Annotated in this window: 19 protein-coding genes; all 19 read right to left on the bottom strand. The window is 47.9% G+C overall.

What is annotated here, in order from left to right:
• Nucleotides 1–462 carry a chemotaxis protein CheW gene (locus ACAN56_RS31145; protein ID WP_038593472.1) on the bottom strand — a complete coding sequence of 154 codons (462 nt, stop codon included), beginning with the start codon at nt 460–462 and terminating at the stop codon, nt 1–3.
• Nucleotides 463–489: 27 nt separating this feature from the next.
• Entirely contained in the window at nt 490–2,547 is a 2,058-nt protein-coding gene (locus ACAN56_RS31140; protein ID WP_038593474.1) for a chemotaxis protein CheA, read from the bottom strand.
• 34 nt (nt 2,548–2,581) lie between these two features.
• A complete protein-coding gene (locus ACAN56_RS31135; RefSeq protein WP_379147697.1) occupies nt 2,582–3,985 on the bottom strand; it encodes a protein-glutamate methylesterase/protein-glutamine glutaminase in 1,404 nt (467 codons plus the stop codon).
• 38 nt (nt 3,986–4,023) lie between these two features.
• Nucleotides 4,024–4,899 (bottom strand): MinD/ParA family protein, encoded by an 876-nt coding sequence (locus tag ACAN56_RS31130; protein ID WP_379147696.1) that lies wholly within the window; start codon nt 4,897–4,899, stop codon nt 4,024–4,026.
• Entirely contained in the window at nt 4,899–6,329 is a 1,431-nt protein-coding gene (gene flhF, locus ACAN56_RS31125) for a flagellar biosynthesis GTPase FlhF (protein ID WP_379147694.1), read from the bottom strand. The genes ACAN56_RS31130 and flhF overlap by 1 nt, the downstream gene beginning before the upstream one ends.
• The gene (flhA, locus tag ACAN56_RS31120) at nt 6,326–8,359 is read right to left on the bottom strand and encodes a flagellar biosynthesis protein FlhA (protein ID WP_038593482.1); all 2,034 of its coding nucleotides are present in this window, start codon (nt 8,357–8,359) and stop codon (nt 6,326–6,328) included. Before flhA ends, flhF begins: the two co-directional genes overlap by 4 nt.
• Nucleotides 8,360–8,379: 20 nt before the next feature.
• Nucleotides 8,380–9,474: a flagellar biosynthesis protein FlhB gene (gene flhB / locus ACAN56_RS31115; RefSeq protein ID WP_379147691.1), complete on the bottom strand. Its 1,095-nt coding sequence runs from the start codon at nt 9,472–9,474 to the stop codon at nt 8,380–8,382.
• 22 nt (nt 9,475–9,496) lie between these two features.
• Nucleotides 9,497–10,282, bottom strand: coding sequence for a flagellar biosynthetic protein FliR (fliR, locus tag ACAN56_RS31110; RefSeq protein ID WP_038600090.1), 786 nt, complete (start codon nt 10,280–10,282; stop codon nt 9,497–9,499).
• Between the two features lie 10 nt (nt 10,283–10,292).
• Nucleotides 10,293–10,562 carry a flagellar biosynthesis protein FliQ gene (gene fliQ, locus ACAN56_RS31105; protein WP_038593488.1) on the bottom strand — a complete coding sequence of 90 codons (270 nt, stop codon included), beginning with the start codon at nt 10,560–10,562 and terminating at the stop codon, nt 10,293–10,295.
• 22 nt (nt 10,563–10,584) lie between these two features.
• The gene (gene fliP, locus ACAN56_RS31100) at nt 10,585–11,352 is read right to left on the bottom strand and encodes a flagellar type III secretion system pore protein FliP (RefSeq protein ID WP_038593491.1); all 768 of its coding nucleotides are present in this window, start codon (nt 11,350–11,352) and stop codon (nt 10,585–10,587) included.
• On the bottom strand, nt 11,349–11,876 hold the full coding sequence (locus ACAN56_RS31095) for a flagellar biosynthetic protein FliO (RefSeq protein WP_038593494.1): 528 nt from the start codon (nt 11,874–11,876) through the stop codon (nt 11,349–11,351). The genes fliP and ACAN56_RS31095 overlap by 4 nt, the downstream gene beginning before the upstream one ends.
• 9 nt (nt 11,877–11,885) lie before the next feature.
• Nucleotides 11,886–12,251, bottom strand: a complete 366-nt coding sequence (locus ACAN56_RS31090; protein WP_019910416.1) for a response regulator — start codon at nt 12,249–12,251, stop codon at nt 11,886–11,888.
• A gap of 26 nt (nt 12,252–12,277) precedes the next feature.
• A complete protein-coding gene (fliY, locus tag ACAN56_RS31085; RefSeq protein ID WP_379147688.1) occupies nt 12,278–13,570 on the bottom strand; it encodes a flagellar motor switch phosphatase FliY in 1,293 nt (430 codons plus the stop codon).
• A complete protein-coding gene (gene fliM / locus ACAN56_RS31080; protein ID WP_038593500.1) occupies nt 13,560–14,558 on the bottom strand; it encodes a flagellar motor switch protein FliM in 999 nt (332 codons plus the stop codon). The genes fliY and fliM overlap by 11 nt, the downstream gene beginning before the upstream one ends.
• 39 nt (nt 14,559–14,597) lie before the next feature.
• The gene (locus ACAN56_RS31075) at nt 14,598–15,065 is read right to left on the bottom strand and encodes a flagellar basal body-associated FliL family protein (RefSeq protein ID WP_038593503.1); all 468 of its coding nucleotides are present in this window, start codon (nt 15,063–15,065) and stop codon (nt 14,598–14,600) included.
• Complete coding sequence (locus ACAN56_RS31070) at nt 15,062–15,286, bottom strand: flagellar FlbD family protein (protein ID WP_038593507.1); 225 nt, start codon at nt 15,284–15,286, stop codon at nt 15,062–15,064. The genes ACAN56_RS31075 and ACAN56_RS31070 overlap by 4 nt, the downstream gene beginning before the upstream one ends.
• An 84-nt stretch (nt 15,287–15,370) precedes the next feature.
• A complete protein-coding gene (gene flgG / locus ACAN56_RS31065) occupies nt 15,371–16,189 on the bottom strand; it encodes a flagellar basal body rod protein FlgG (protein ID WP_038593510.1) in 819 nt (272 codons plus the stop codon).
• A gap of 123 nt (nt 16,190–16,312) precedes the next feature.
• Nucleotides 16,313–16,696, bottom strand: coding sequence for a TIGR02530 family flagellar biosynthesis protein (locus ACAN56_RS31060; RefSeq protein WP_038593513.1), 384 nt, complete (start codon nt 16,694–16,696; stop codon nt 16,313–16,315).
• The gene (gene flgD / locus ACAN56_RS31055; protein WP_379147683.1) at nt 16,693–17,184 is read right to left on the bottom strand and encodes a flagellar hook assembly protein FlgD; all 492 of its coding nucleotides are present in this window, start codon (nt 17,182–17,184) and stop codon (nt 16,693–16,695) included. The genes ACAN56_RS31060 and flgD overlap by 4 nt, the downstream gene beginning before the upstream one ends.
• Between the last annotated feature and the right edge of the window lie 15 nt (nt 17,185–17,199).

Raw genomic sequence — 17,199 nt, 5'->3', positions numbered from 1 at the left:
TTAGCCCTCTAGGCTTTCCAATTGCACGATTTCGCCCTTGTTCAGCACCTCGTTCAAATTGAGCATGATCAGCAAACGTTCTTCTCCAATTTTGGCCACCCCGTCCAGATACTTCGCTCTGATGCCCCCCACAACCTCCGGTGGTGTATCGATGGAATCGCGGTTCAAGTCAATAACATCATTGGCCGAGTCCACAATAAAACCAACTTCCATTGCATTTACATTGACGATAATGATACGGGTCTGGTCAGTATGATCAGCTTCCTCAATTCCGAAACGGCCCCGCAAATCAATTACCGGAATAACCACTCCGCGCAAATTGATAACTCCCTTAATAAAGGAGTAGGTCTTCGGCACACGGGTAATTGGCATCATGCGTTCAATAGTTTGGACTTTCTCCACTTCAATGCCGTACTCTTCAGAGCCTAGTTTAAACACGATTACTTTGATATCTTCAGCCATGGAATGAACCTCCCTGTTCTAACCTGATTATTTAATAAAAGCATTCGGATCAATAATAAGTGCGACCTGACCGTCACCAAGTATGGTCGCCCCGGAGATGCCTTGAACCTCAGGCAGATACTTGCCAAGATTCTTGATGACGATTTCGTTCTGCCCAATAAAATCCTGAACGGCCAGGGCTACGAGGCGTTCCCCTTTGCGGACTACTACTATTTCCGTTTCCTCTTCAGTACTTTCATCAAAATCAGGCACCGAGAAGAATTTGCTCAGTGAAAGCAGAGGGATATGACCGTTACGGAATTCAATCATTTTGTTGCTATGAATCGTGCGGATCTGAGTTTTCTTCACAATCCCAGTCTCCACGATGGAAGAAAGCGGAATGGCATATTTCTCGGAACCAAGCCGCACCAGCATGGCCGCGATAATCGATAAGGTTAGTGGAAGCTGTACTGAAAAGTTAGTTCCTTTGCCGAAGGTGGAATAAACAACCACGTTGCCGCCAAGAGAAGTAATCTTGGATTTCACGACATCGAGTCCGACTCCGCGCCCCGATACGTCAGAGATAACCTCTGCGGTACTGAAGCCCGGTGAGAACAAAAGTTGAATGGCTTCATCATCCGAATAGCCAGCAGCCTGATCCTGAGTAAGAATTCCCTTCTTAACAGCGGATTTCAGGATTTTCTGGGGATTTATTCCGGCTCCGTCCTCCTCAATTTCGATAAAGACGTGATTGCCGCTATGGAAAGCTCGCAGATTTATCGTACCCGTCTCCGGTTTGCCGGCAGCAATACGCTCCTGTACGCCTTCAACCCCATGGTCAACGGCATTACGGAGCAAATGCACCAGCGGATCACCGATCTCATCAATAACAGTACGGTCAAGCTCTGTTTCAGCACCAGTAACGATCAGATCGATTTTTTTGTCCAGAGATTTGGCAAGGTCACGAACCATACGGGGGAAACGGTTAAATACAGTGTCGACCGGTACCATGCGCAGCTTCATGACAATGTTCTGCAAATCGCCGCTGACCCGTCCCATATGTTCAACAGTCTCAGTAAGGTCACTATTCTGCACTTCTGTAGCCAGCTGTTCCAGACGGACACGGTCGATCAGCAGTTCACTAAACAAGTTCATCAGCACATCCAGGCGTTCGATATCTACGCGGATCGTCCGGGAAGGCGCTGCAACTGTTTTGGCAGCTGCCGCTTTGATTGCTTCTTCTCTGACCGGTGCTGCAGCCGGTGCCGCTTCGGGAGCAGCCGCCTCTTGAACCGGTGCTTCCACAGTAGCGGCAGCCATATCCTGCACCATCTGTTCCAGTGTCTCTTGATCAAGGGCTAAAGCCGTAACCTTATCAATTTCCGATAAGTTTAGGATCATGGATTGAATTTCACTTGCGTCCTTTTGGGTTATGTAATAGAGGGAAAAGCCGTAATCGAATTTTTCCTGCTCTATATCCTGAACCGAAGGGAAGGATTTGACCACCTCTCCTGAACGTTCCAGAAGATCGAAAACCATATATGCCCGCACCGCTTTAAGCTGACAATCCTGACGGATCGCTACGTCCACATAAAGCACCTGATGGCCCTCCTGCAGCGACTGCTGCAGAACCGAGTATTGGAATTCATCTAAAAACACCGGAGCGTCTCCAGTCTTTTGAGCTGCAGCTGTAACCTCGGCAGCGGCACCGGCTGCAGTAGGAACTTCACCTCGAACAATGGCCTGAAGAGAAGTCACAATTGCCGAGACATCTGCCTTACCTTCGCCCCCAGCCGTAATATCCTCAACCATTGATTCCAGGGCATCCAGACTTTTGAACAGTGTGTCAAAAATGAAATCCTGCATCCGCAGCTTGTTATTGCGCACTAAATCCAGAACATTTTCCATCTGGTGGGTAAGAGAAGCCAAATCCTCAAAACCCATCGTAGCCGCCATACCTTTTAAGGTGTGCGCAGAGCGGAATATTACCTGTACAATACTCAGATCATCAGGATTTGCTTCCAACCCCATCATACTTTCGTTCAATGACTGCAGATGATCATTTGACTCATCAATAAACATGGATAAATATTGGTTCATGTCCACTAACGAGCACCTCCCCTTCAAGTTCGCTTTTCCATTATTTAACGGCTTGCACCAGCCTTGGAGCAATTTCATGCAAAGGCAGGATATGTTTAACGCAATTCAATTCCACCGCAGATCGCGGCATTCCATATACAACGCAGGTTTCTTCACTTTCAGCGAAGGTTGAGGTTACACCCGAATCATATAGGGACTTCATCATTCTGGCACCATCGCTGCCCATACCTGTCATAATCACCGCATGCCGTTCCAGCGTGGTAAGCGGCAATAGTGATTCGAACATCATGTCCACGGATGGACGATGCCCATTACGGGCATCCTCACTCGTAAGCTCAATCGCATATTGTCCGCCTGCTGCTGGAACAACCTTCAGATGATAACCTCCGGGAGCGATATAAGCCGCTCCTTGGCGAAGGATCATGCCATGCTCCGCTTCTGCAACCTCAAGCGGGCTGAAGGTATTAAGCCGCTGGGCCAAGGATTTGGTGAAATTGGGCGGCATATGCTGGACAATGACAATCGGTGCCGGAAATTCAGCCGGGATGTTCTCCAAAAACGCCTTGAGCGCACGAGGCCCGCCTGTAGAGCAGCCTACAGCAACAAGCTTGCGCAGCCCTTTAGTACTGCCGGACTTCCGGTCAGCCGAAGCTGCAGGAGGTTCGGCGAACGTACCGGGGACCCCATCCAGTTGCGGACGTACATCAGGTGTAACTGGAGTAGAGTTCGCTTTGAAGCGGTTTTTTGCTTTTTCAGATGATGCCGGGGTTACCGGAGCTGCAGTAGGCTTGACAGGATTTCGCGGGAATCCGCTATTCCCTGGCTGCTTATCAAGCAAATTCTTGCCCGTTTCCTTAGGGGACGCGGTCTTTGCCTCCGGCTTCAGCTTGTCTCGTGCTGACGTGCCGGGAACTTCCGCAGCTTTTGCTTTCTTGGGAAGTTCCTGCTTGCGTACAGGAGGATCCGCAAGAGGTTTTGGAGTAACCGCAGCTGGCGGCTTGTCCTCACTCTTGGAGGCGGATGCTCGAGCTTCACGCTGCTCACGGGCCATCATCGCTTCTTTCATTTGCTCCCGGAGAGATTCTCCTACAGCAATAATATCCTGGGAGTTGGAAATGGATGGCTTACGTATGAAATCAAATGCTCCTGACTCCAGCGCCATAATCGTTTCCTTCATGCCCTGCTCATTGATTCCTGAGAGCATGATCACCGGCAGCGGACGCTGGGCCATTATTATTTTCAGCGCCTCCAGGCCGTTCATTTCCGGCATCTCCACATCCATCGTTACCAGATCCGGAGAAAGCTGATTCACTTTCTCAATAGCTTCACGGCCGTTTGAAGCCGTAGCGGTGACCTGGAAGTTCGCGTCATTTTCAATTAAATCGGAAATGATCTTGCGCATAAATGCAGAATCATCAACAACCAAAACTTTATATGGCTTCATATCATTTCCACCTCTGCTCCTCTAATTCAGAACAATTATTATTTACGCTTCAACCACCTGTTGATAAATCCCTTTATGCCCTCTACCTTGCTTGGTTCCGCTGAATCCGCGGCCAAATAGTTTTGGGCAAGCCGCTGTACGTCTTTGGCTGCTGCACTGTTCGGAAAAGCCACTGAGAATGGAACTTGTTTCTTAACTGCCTGAACAACATGTGCATCACTACTCATATACCCGAGAAACGGAATATCTAATTGTAAAAAGCGGCTTGCCGCCATGCGGATTTTGTCGCTGGTTGCTTTCGCTTCCCTCTCGTCTCCTGCTTGGTTCACAATCAGTCTAAAGGAAGTTTCGGGAAAGGAATTGTGCACTACCTTCATCAATGCATATGCATCAGTTATAGCTGTAGGCTCAGGGGTTGTTACTACAAGGCAATCATCCGCCGAGCTAATAAATTTGAGCGTTTCTTTGGAAAGTCCTGCCCCCGTATCGAACAGGATAAAATCCATAGTATCAGCAATTTGCGCAATCTGTGTTGTAAAGTAATTCAAATCTGATTCCGAGAGAGAAAACAGCTCATCCATACCCGATCCGCCTGCAATGAATTGTAGACCGCCTGGGCCCGTCTGAATAATTTGTCCGATATCCGCCTCTCTTTTCAGCAGATGGTACAAATTATATTTAGAAGAGACACCCATTAGCACGTCTATATTGGCCATTCCGATATCGGCGTCGAACAATAGTACCTTACGGCCCATTGCCTTCAGCGCTAATGCAAAGTTCAGCGTGAAATTCGACTTTCCGACACCGCCTTTTCCACTGCATACAGTGATGATTCTGGCGGAAATCCCGTCTTTGGGCACGAGTTTGGTGTCCTTGTTGGACACCAGCTGTCTCAAGGACTGCGCCTGATCCATTACGCCCCTCCTGTTCCCAGCAACATCCCTGATAGCTGCTCATTGGTAGCCATTAGCAGGTCATCTGGCACATTCTGGCCATTCGTTATATAAGACAGCATAAGAGGGAAGTCATTCAGAACATTAAATAACGGACCATAGCTTCCTGTCTCGTCCAGCTTTGTGAAGATAACCTTGTCAAGCTGATAACGGCCGAAATGCTCGGCGATCGTCTTCATATCGCGGCTTTTAGAGGTTAGGCTGAGTACAAGGAAAGTTTCACTCTTAAGTTCCTTGGCCAGCAGGCTCTGAAGTTCAGCGACGAGCATCTCATTACGGTAATTCCGGCCTGCCGTATCCATCAAAACGAGGTCACAGCTCTCCAGGCGGAACAACGCTCTTTGCAAATCTCCCGGGGATTGAACAACCTCCAGCGGAATATTCAGTATCGATGCATACGTACGCAGCTGCTCCACCGCGGAAATCCGGTAAGTGTCGGAGGTAATGAGGCCAACCTTCCTGCCTTGTTTAAACAGCTGCTCTGCCGCCAGCTTAGCGATTGTTGTTGTTTTGCCCACTCCGGTTGGCCCGGCAATGTAAACAATCCGCGTATCCGCCGCAATTCCGTTTGCAATACGGCCTGACAAAAATTCATCCACCTGAGCTTTCAGCATTTCACCGAATTGATCAGGTGCTCCGGTACGCCCCTCATCATTCCAGCGGGTAAACACATTGCTGATCCATTCCTCCACCAGCACCGGGTCAGTCTCCTGGTCCAGTAAACGGATCTTAAGCTGTTCCAGCTGCTCGGGCAATTCCACTCCGCTTGAAGAGTAGCGGGCGATACGTTCCATCCAGTGCTTCATGTCCCTGATTTCGCGAAGGACATCACTTTCCGCTACCGAGACTGCGGGCGGATTGGGTTCAGCACCAAAGTTCTCGTAAAGTGCCGTGACCGAACCAGGCTGTTCCTTCGGAGCAGAGGCCTGCATTGCATATGCAAGCTCTCTATCCAATTCCTCTTTCTGTTCCTCAACAGCAGTTACGGTTGCGGTTGCAGTTGAAGGCAGAACGGCTACATTCCCTCCTGCCTCAGCAATCCCGGAGGCTTCCGATATGGCAGCGGCAATTTCAGCAAAGCTCCGGCCAGCCGCAGGCTCCTTCGTGAGCGATGCTGACGGCGATGATGCTGTGGCGGCTTTCTGATAGGCCTGTGGCACTGCGCTACGCGGAACATTCAGCGATTGTACAGGAGCCTTTTCAGGTACAGCCGGCTTCCGCACCTCTTCCACTGCGGCTACAACTTCAATTTTTTTCTTTTTAAACATGCCCATAAATCCGCCGACTTTAACTTCCTTGGTGCTTAGGATGACGGCATCGCTTCCTAGCTCGCTGCGGATGGAATGCATGGCGTCAGGCATCGTATCGACCACATAACGCTTCACTCTCATAAGTTCACCACTCCAACGCTTTGAATTTCGATATTAGGTTCCAGTTCGCTGTAGGACAACACCGGAATATCCTGCATCGTCCGCTCAATAACCTGCCGCAAATACATACGAATGGTCGGTGAAGTCAGTACGATAGGCTGCTGCCCGGACTGAAGCAAACGGTTGATCTGTTCCGTAAGCCGCTGGTACACGGTTTGTGTCGAAACCGGATCCAGTGCCAGATAGCTGCCCTGTTCCGTTTGCTGCACACTTTCGGAAATTTTCTTCTCCAAGTTAGGTCCGACAGTAATTACACGCAGCGTCTCTCCCACTTGGGAAAATTGCTGTGTAATCTGTCTCGACAACGACTGGCGGACATACTCGGTCAGGATATCAGGATCTTTGGTGTAAGTACCATAGTCTGCCAGCGTTTCGAAGATCGTCACCAGATCGCGGATCGAAATCTTTTCACGCAGCAGCTTGCCGAGCACCTTCTGAACATCACCAATTGCCAGTACCGAAGGAATAAGTTCATCAACCAGCACGGGGTAATTCTCCCGGAGATTGTCGACCAGCTGTTTGGTTTCCTGACGTCCTAGCAGCTCATGCCCATGACGTTTGATCAGCTCCGTCAAATGCGTAGCAACCACGGAAGGCGGATCAACTACGGTGTAGCCGGATAATTCCGCCCGTTCTTTCACCGATTCGTCAATCCAAAGTGCCGGAAGTCCAAAAGATGGTTCAACAGTCTCAATACCGTTTATAGATTCATCATCATAACCGGGACTCATGGCAAGATAGTGATTAAGTAATAATTCACCACCGCCGACATTATTCCCTTTAATTTTTATGACATATTCATTCGGTTTTAGCTGAATATTGTCGCGAATACGAATAACAGGCACCACAAGTCCCATTTCTAGGGCACATTGCCGTCTAATCATGATAATTCTGTCGAGTAAATCTCCGCCCTGACCTGTATCGGCCAGAGGAATAAGTCCGTAACCGAACTCAAATTCAATGGGATCCACTGTAAGCAAGTTTATGACGCTCTCCGGACTCCGCACTTCTTCAATCTGCTTCTCCTCAACCAGTTGTTCCTCGGCAATCTGTTTTTGGTTTGCCTTCTGGCCCATGCTGTAAGCCGCATATCCCATGAGTGCTGCCAGGGGCAAGGTAGACATTACTGTAATCGGAGTGAAGAATCCAAGGAAGGCAATTGTCGCCGCAACGATATACAAGAGCTTCGGATAGGACAATAATTGGCCTGTCAAATCCTCTGCCAGGTTCCCTTCTGACGCCGCCCGTGTAACGATCAAACCGGAAGCGGTTGAAATGAGCAAAGCAGGAATTTGGCTGACCAGTCCATCACCAATTGTCAGTACGGAATATGTCGAAAGTGCATCCTGAAACGACAGTCCATGAATAGTCATCCCGATGACGAAACCGCCGATCAGGTTGATCAGCAAGATGATGATACTGGCAATTGCGTCACCTTTCACGAATTTACTCGCACCATCCATTGATCCGAAGAAGTCAGCTTCGCGTTCAACATTCCGGCGGCGTTCCCGTGCCTGCTGTTCATTAATCATCCCTGCATTCAAATCAGCATCAATACTCATTTGTTTACCGGGCATCGCGTCCAATGTAAACCGGGCGCCTACTTCAGCAACACGTTCCGAACCTTTGGTAATAACAATGAACTGCACAACAACCAGAATTAGAAAGACGATGAATCCGATAGCGATTTGTCCCCCGGCAATCCAGCTGCCGAACGTGGCAACAACTTCACCCGCATGACCATCCTTAAGGATCAGCTTAGTAGTGGAAATGTTGAGTGCGAGACGGAATAACGTTGTGATCAACAGCAAAGAAGGGAAAATCGAAAATTGCAGCGGATCCTTTGTATTCATTGCGACCAAAATAATGGTTAGTGCTATCGAAATATTGACAATCAGCAGTACATCCAGAAGCCAGACCGGGATGGGCAGAATCATCATAAGCACAATACCGATAACGCCCAGTAGAACTGTTAGATCTTTAGCTTTCAATGTCCTTTACCTCCCCCGGCTTATCTCCTCTTACCTTTAAGCTTGTATACATAGGCCAGCACTTCGGCAACCGCCTGGAACAGATCGGCAGGAACGACATCGCCAATTTCTGCTCTTTGGAATAATGCCCGTGCCAGCGGCTTGTTCTCCATAGTCACAACACCATGCTCCTTAGCCAGCTCTCGAATGCGGAGCGCCACATAATCCTGGCCTTTGGCTATAATCTGCGGAGCCTCCATTTTGGAACCGTCATATTTAAGGGCAACGGCAAAGTGCGTAGGATTCGTAATGATCACATCCGCCTTTGGCACTTCCTGCATCATCCGCTGCATTGCCATTCGGCGTTGGCGCTCCCTGATCTTTCCTTTAATTAAGGGATCGCCCTCCATCTTTTTGTATTCATCTTTAATGTCCTGCTTGGACATTTTCAGACTTTTTTCATGTTCGTACTTCTGGTACATATAATCGAGAACTGCCATAATAAACAATACAGCTGCTATTTTGATGCCAAGATTCATGGTCATCTTTGCAGTGAAACGGTATACACCCTCCGCATTCACATGTGAAAGACCGGCAAAACTCTCTTTCTCTCCCCAAAGCGTGCTGTAAACCAGATAGGCAATCAGCACCAGTTTAAAGACCGATTTCAGGAATTCCACAAACGAACGCATGGAAAATATATTTTTGAACCCTTTGATTGGATTAATCTTGCTGAACTTAGGCGTAATCCCCTCACCTGAGGCCATAAAGCCAACCTGTGCAAAATTCACGACTAGTGCGAGTAAGAAGGTAATCCCGAGCAGCGGGGCCAGCAGAATCAGTATCTGCAGACCATACTCGTTGAACATCTTGGACACATTTTCCGCTGTTACTTCCATCATCATGCGATTCTGAAAAACATCCAAATACAAACTCATAAAACGTTCTTTCATGAAACTTCCGAACATCGTCAGACTAAGCAGCGCCGAAAACAATACAACCGCACCGGAAAGTTCGGCACTTTTGGCTACCTGACCCTTTTTACGGGCATCCTGACGTTTTTTCGGGGTGGCTTTCTCTGTCTTGTCCCCCCCAAAATGCTGAAGATCCAATTTATATCGTTTCGGCTTCGGCATTACACTCTCTCCTTACAGTCACCTAAGGACTCTTCCCCATAAGCCCCAGCAAATTTTGCATGGACTCAAACATAATGTCGAAGAGATTCTGGAACAACGCAGCCAGACTCGGCATCAGAATAAGAAGCAGCGCGAGACCTATAATAATTTTGAGCGGTACCCCGATGACGAATACATTATATTGCGGAGCGGTTCTTGCCAGAAAGGCTAAACCGATATCCGTAAGAAACAGCGCGGTAACCAAAGGTGCCGACATTTGAAAGGCCAGCATAAAAGATTGGGCAAAAGAGCGGACCAGAAATTCTGAAAGGCTGCCATTGATCATTTTGACAAACAAATCGTTGTCTAGAGGTACCCAGTTATAGCTGTATACGATCGCATTCAGCAAGTAATGATGTCCATTCATGCTCAGAAACAGCAGCAGGGCAATCATGTACTTAAAGTTACCTATGATTGGGGCTGATGCTCCAGTCATTGGGTCAATGACGTTGGCAATCCCAAATCCGATTTGAATATCAATGAAGGATCCGGCCGTCTGAATCGTCATAAACATCAGATAGCCGATGAACCCGAGCAGCAAACCTATCAACGCTTCCCTGGCCACTAGCAGAATGTAGGTGAGGTCCTGCGGAACAACAATGCCGGTCCCCCTTGAGCTGAAGACAACTAAGGCGACAAAAAAGGACAATCCAATTTTGAAAGTTGCCGGCAGACTCTGAGAAGAAAACACTGGTATTACAACAAAAAAGGCGGAAATTCGACAAAAAATCAACAGAAAGACGGGAAAACTTTGCAGAAGGGTCTCCATATCCATAGTCTTAACCGATATACATGTAGAGACTGCCCAATATTTGACTGGTGAAGTCTACCAGCTTCGTAATGATCCAAGGGCCGAACAGCAGTAATGCAAGCAGTACGGCGACGATTTTGGGAACGAACGCAAGCGTCTGCTCCTGAATCTGGGTTGTAGCTTGGAAAATACTGACTATCAGTCCTACCACCAGACCAAGAATCAGCATGGGAGCGCTTGTTTCCAGCACCAAATATACGGCTTGGCCGGCTAGACCGATAATAAACTCCGTATTCATCCCTTATGCCTCCTCTTATACGTCAGGTGTTAAAACTCATCAGCAGTGATTTTACAACTAAGTACCAGCCGTCTACCAGTACGAAGAGCATTATTTTGAACGGTAATGAAATCATGACCGGAGGCAGCATCATCATCCCCATGGCCATCAGTGTACTCGAAACTACAATATCAATGATCAGAAATGGTATAAAAATCATGAAGCCCATTGTAAACGCCTTTTTCATTTCACCAATGGCAAAAGCCGGCACCATCACTGTCAACGGAATATCATTGTACGTGGCGGGTTTGACCGTGGCATTGTTGCCCGTGTAATTCATAAACAAAAGCAGATCTTTGGTGTCCGTCTGTTTGAACATGAATTCCTTCATCGGTTCGGCTGCTTTATTAAGCGCTTCGGACTGAGTTAAGGTACCTTTCATGTACGGCTGCAGCGCCGTTTCATTCACCTGTGCAAGTGTAGGCGACATTATGAAGAGAGTAAGAAAAAGCGCCAATCCTACAAGCACTTGGTTCGGAGGCATCTGCTGTGTACCGAGTGAGGTTCTGACAAAACCCAATACGATGACGATCCGTGTGAAGCTCGTCATTAGAACTAGAAAAGCCGGGGCTACACTCAGAACTGTCACAAGTAGCAGAATAGAGATGGAACTGGTACCCCCGCTGCTTGAGCCGTTACTGTCGCCTACTTGAATATTAATGTTCGGTATAGGATCAGCGTGTATCGGATGCAAAAGCAAAACACTGAACATACCGAGCAGCAGAAATGAAAGAATCAGCTTTTTTTTCATAAATCCCTCGACTCATCTTTAAGTGCATCATCCCGGAGAAGCTCTTCCATCTTTTCGTTGCGCTCAGGTGCAAGTGCAAGCTTGGATTGCAGGGTCTCATAAAAAGAGGATGTTTCACTAAGTTCGATTTCCTGCGATGGAACCTCACCGCGCACCTTGGCTTTGATTTTGGAAATGAGCGGCACCAGAAAGTTGTTCTGTCCTGACGACTCTTCTTCAAACGTAGAAATGATAAGTGCCACTTCCGCCGGGTCCGTGATTTTATCCAGCATGGATATATTCTCACCGACCCCGATCATGTAAAGGCTGCCGCCGATTTCAATAATCTGCACAGACTTATTGGGGCCCAGTCCGAGCGCACCCAGCGTTCGGATGGAGCGCCCGCTCATTAACGTCTGATTGCGGCGGCCAAGAAAACGGATCAGCAGCACTATAAGAATGACGATTGCCGCAAGGACAAAAATAACGTTGAGCAAATTCAGCAGGGGATTACTGTTTCCCAGCGGTTCGCTGTTAGCCGGCATGTCTGATTCCTACACGCCCAGCGTTTTATTGATCGCTTCAATAACACGGTCTGCCTGGAACGGTTTAACGATAAAGTCCTTGGCACCCGCTTGAATCGCGTCAATGACCATAGCCTGCTGACCCATGGCTGAACACATGATGACCTTGGCATTGGCATCTACTTTTTTGATTTCTTTAAGGGCGGCAATTCCGTCCATTTCAGGCATGGTAATATCCATCGTGATCAGATCCGGACGCAGTTCTTTAAACTTCTCAATAGCCTGCGAACCGTCCTGGGCTTCACCCACTACCTCAAATCCGTTCTTTGACAAAATATCCCGGATCATCATTCTCATAAATGCTGCATCGTCCACGATTAGAATTCGGTTAGCCATTTTTAAAAAATCCTCCCTAAGTATGCTTATTGTAATTTTTGAATTCGGTCCCACTGGCTGACGATATCCGTAACGCGAACACCGAAGTTTTCGTCGATAACTACGACTTCACCCTTGGCAATGAGCTTGTTGTTCACCAGAATGTCAACAGGCTCACCAGCCAGCTTGTCCAGCTCGATAATCGAACCTTGCGACATTTCCAGAATATCTTTGATCTGCTTCTGGGTCCTTCCTAATTCTACGGTCACTCTCAGTGGTATGTCCATCAATAAATTTAAATTATTTTCATCAATATTGCCAAAGGCTCCTGCGCTAAGATTAGCGAATTGAACAGGCTGTACATTTACATTGCGTCCAGGAGGCGGCGCCTGCGGTGGAACCTGTCCGTAAGGCACTCCCTGCGGCGGTACTCCATATGGCGGCACGCCCGGCATTCCATAAGCGGGCATTCCTGCCGGTGGATAATAATAGCCTCCTTCAGGCATTCCCTGCGGCGGATATTGCGGCGGCACTTCACCAGGTCCAGACGGTGTCTGCTGCACTGGAGGGGCTGCAGGAGCCTGGGCAGGTGCAGATGCAGGCGCTGGTGCAGCAGACTTATCCGCTGTCGACACAGCCGCCTCCTGATCCGCCTGGCTGACATCTCCGAGCAGCATGCTGACCATATCCTTGGCGAACTGAACCGGCAAAAGCTGCATAATCGTGGAGTCGATAAGATCCCCGATCTTCAGACGGAAGGAAATTTGAATCAAGGTTTCGTCATCCGGAAGACTGCCTACCCCTTCTCCACTCGACATATTCAGGATGTCGATTCCCGGAGGCGAGATGTTGACGAACCGGTTGAAGATCGTTGACATGGAGGTAGCAGATGAGCCCATCATCTGGTTCATTGCTTCCTGCACGGCGCTGATATGAATTTCATTCAGCTCTTCATCCTTCGGTTCTCCTTCACCGCCAAGCATTAAGTCGGCAATGACTTGCGCATCCCTGATTTTAATTACCAATGAGTTAATGCCTTGAAAACCATCCACGTACTGTACATGTACGGCAACATGAGGTTTAGGAAAAGCTTCCTCAAACTGTCCGCGGGTAATGATGGACACTTGCGGAGTCGTAATATCAACCTTCTTACCCAGCAAAGTGGAAAGTGCAGTCGCTGCACTGCCAAAAGTAATATTGCCGATTTCCCCCAGCGCATCCTGCTCAAATGGTGTCAGGTAATCATCAACTGTCTTTTCCTGTGGTTCCATTGAGCCTTCCGCGGACTGTCTGAGAAGAGCATCGATCTCTTCTTGGGATAAATAGTCTTTACTCGTCAAACTCTTCAGCTCCTTCACTGACAATCTCGTCTATTTGCACAGCTACACGCTCTTTAATCATCCCTGGACTTCCAATGAATTTCAGCTTGTCCCCTACTTTGATCGACAGCCCGGAATCCACGGTCTTATTGAGAGAGATTACGTCGCCGACGCTAAGCCCGAGAAATTCAGCTATGGATAACCTGGATTCACCCAGCTCTGCAACTATAGGCAGCTGCGCCCTGTGAACTCTCGAACGGATAGATTCAAGTTCAACCTCGTCCCGCACCTTCTTCTCAGAAACAAACCATTGGTGTACGGACAGCCTTGTCATAATCGGCTCCAGTACGACATGAGGGATACATAGATTGATCATCCCGGTAGTGTCGCCTATTTTGGTGCTTAACGAGATCAGCGCAATCGTTTCATTCGGTGATACAATCTGCATGAATTGCGGGTTCGTCTCCAGAGCTTCCATCCGTGGATTAATATCCAGAACCGTCTTCCAGGCTTCCTGTAGACTTTCAAAGCATCTGCTGAAAATCCTCTCCATGATGGTTGTTTCAATTTCGGTCAGTGCATTAATCTTGCTTGGTGCTGTTCCAAAACCGCCCAGCAGCCTATCGAGCATGGCAAAGGCAATATTCGGATGCACCTCCATGACCATTCGTCCCTCCAGCGGTTCCGCTTCGAAAATATTCAGAATCGTCATTTTTGGAATGGAACGGATGAACTCATCATAAGGGAGCTGCTCTACTTGTACGACACTGATCTGCACAAAGGTACGCAATTGGGCCGAAAAGTACGTCGTAAGATAGCGGGCAAAGTTATCATGAATCCGCGTAAGACTGCGGATATGATCTTTCGAGAAGCGTACGGCCCGTTTGAAATCGTAAGAGCGGATTTTTTTCTGGGTTTCTTCTTTTTTAAGTTCGTCGGCATCCATTTCACCGGATGAAAGTGCGGCAAGCAGAGCATCAATTTCATTTTGTGATAGTACATCAACCAATTCAATCACCCCCCATCAAACAATTAAACCCGCCAGCAGCTAAATAGAAGCCATAATGAATTTAGTGAATTCGATTTGGGTTATAGACCCTTCAGTCAAATTCTTGTTGATTATATTCACCAGCTTGCTGCTGATTTGATCTTTGCCGCTAGCACCATTCAGATCCTCTGGTTTGGTATCGGCAATCGCCTTAATAATTAGCGGCGTGATCTTAATAGCTTTTATCTTTTCGAATTCTTCCTTGGACTTCGCTGTATCCAATTGGAACGCGATGTCTACTGAAAGGATGTAATCGGGATCGGCAAGATTAGTTTTGATATCGGTGATTTGCGCCGTCAGTTCGACGATTTGATCAGCACTCATTCTGTTGGTTTCCACATTTTGAACTGCTGCTTTCACATCATTCGCATCGCTTGGGAAGATCTTATCCATTAGTAAAAATGCAGCTACTACGATGAGTGTTACCGCAAGTAAAATTGTAATGAGCCACGGCATCATCTTTTTCATGAGAGCTCCTCCATAGACTGGACTTTAATGGTGGCAGCATATGTGCCTATGTCCCTGTTATAATCTCGGATCTTACGTATGACCTCGTCGGCTTTTTCAAGCACGATCAGTCTTTTTCCGGTTACCAGTGTAATGTAAGTATCCGGGCCTTCCTCTACCATTTCTACCAGCAAAGCATTTAAAAACATTGGCGTTCCATTCAATCTTGTTACCGAAATCATAACAGGCCTCCTAACAAAAATAGGGGGAGGAGTTCCTCCCCCAAGACTTCACAATACAGCAAGTTTATGATTATGGTTTAAAAATTAACGCTTGAGGTTAACAACTTCCTGAAGGACTTCATCAGAAGTTGTAATAATCCGTGAGTTCGCCTGAAAGCCGCGCTGGGTTACGATCATTTCAGTAAACTCACCCGTCAGATCAACATTGGACATTTCCAGCTGACCGGAGACGATTTTCCCTGTACCTGCTTCCGCATCATTCGGAGTCGTTATCACAAGCTCACCGTCGGCATTCGCATTCAGTGTCATGCGGTACAGATTGCCGCCGATTTTCTCCAAACCTTGCGGATTGCTTACTTTAGCCATACCGATTCTAACGCCCGGCTCAGTTGTTCCGTCAGCCATCGTCTGTACGATGGTGCCGTCGCTGGAGATTGAGAACGCCGTTACTTCCGCTGCAAGTTGAATAGCCTCGCCATCGGAATTCAGAACATGCAATCCATCGGAAGTGATCAGGTTGCGGGCTGCATCCATATGGAAATCACCGGCACGGGTCAGAAAAGGGGTCTCCTGATCATCCGAAAGTCTAACCACGAAGAAGCCGTCTCCGTCAATCCGCAGGTCGGTAGGGTTGTTGGTAGTCATGGCACTGCCCGCCAGATGCATGGTGTCTACGGAACCGATGCTTACTCCAAGGCCAATCTGCTGCGCATTGACCCCGCCCTGACCGCCTTCAACCGGAGCAGTAACGCCTGATACGGTTTGGCTCATGATGTCCTTGAACATTACGCGGCCCGATTTGAAACCGACTGTGTTCACATTGGCGATGTTATTGCCGATAACATCCAGCTTGGTTTGAAATCCGCGCATACCTGAAACACCTGAATACATAGATCTTAACATGATTAATATCCTCCCGGATTATAGAGTCAACTGACCCATAATTTATAATGTAATTCATAATTGAGCTGTAGACACGTCAGTCGGTCGGCGTCTACTCCGGCTCTCCCGATAGGACCGGCCGGTTTACGAGATAATAACTGCACTATCAATTTGTGTGAACACATTGTCCTTCATAGAGCTTCCATCCATAGCCGTGACTACAGTACGATTAGGCACACTGACGATTAGAGCCATATCCTTCATTAATATCAAGGATTCTTTGCTGCCCTTGGCTGCAGCTTTATCCACTGCCGAAGAGATCTCATCCAATTGACGGGTTCCAAGTTCAATCCCCCGTTGCTCCAGTCGTTTCGCGGCATGATTGCTGAATTTCAGTAAATTCCGCTGAAGCACACTTTCAAATGAAGCTTCTGTTTTGACCGTATTCTTTGCTGCCTGCTGTCGCTGTAGAGCCTGCGGATGTACACTTGAGGGATACAGTTGTCCTATTGTCAACCTTTCGCTCATATTGTCCCCCCGCTCTCCCCGGCGTCGTCTTGAGTCTTGTCGCTCACAGTTTCTACTTTAGATGCTGCATTCTGGATTTGTGTAATGTCGGTTAAAGCAATTCGCTCAGTCCCTACAACTGCATATTGCACACCCTTATTGACAACGATGGATTCCACATTGCCTGTCTTTGGAAGTTTGGTTTCCGTATCAGTCCAGGTGATATCCTTGCCGATCAATCCGGAGACCGAACCAAGCGACTGACTCATAGCCGTCATTTGGGTCGAAATATTCATAAGTTGCTCTACCGATGAGAATTGAGCCATCTGGGCGATAAATTCTTTATCCTCCATAGGCTGCGTGGGATCCTGATTCTGCAATTGAGTCATGAGGATTTTCAAGAACTGATCCTTGCCCAGGACGGAGCTCCCTGTTGTTTTCTTGCTGCTGTCCGGAACTACATAATTCCATTGATCTTTGGTAGTCGTTATCGGAGTCGTTGATTCCATTTCATTTCACCTCAC

It is taken from the genome of Paenibacillus paludis, from assembly GCF_042610515.1.
In the GTDB taxonomy this organism is placed as follows: domain Bacteria; phylum Bacillota; class Bacilli; order Paenibacillales; family Paenibacillaceae; genus Paenibacillus_AQ.
Note: the sequence above shows the minus strand (reverse complement) of the source record. Positions and strands in the feature narration are given on the sequence as shown.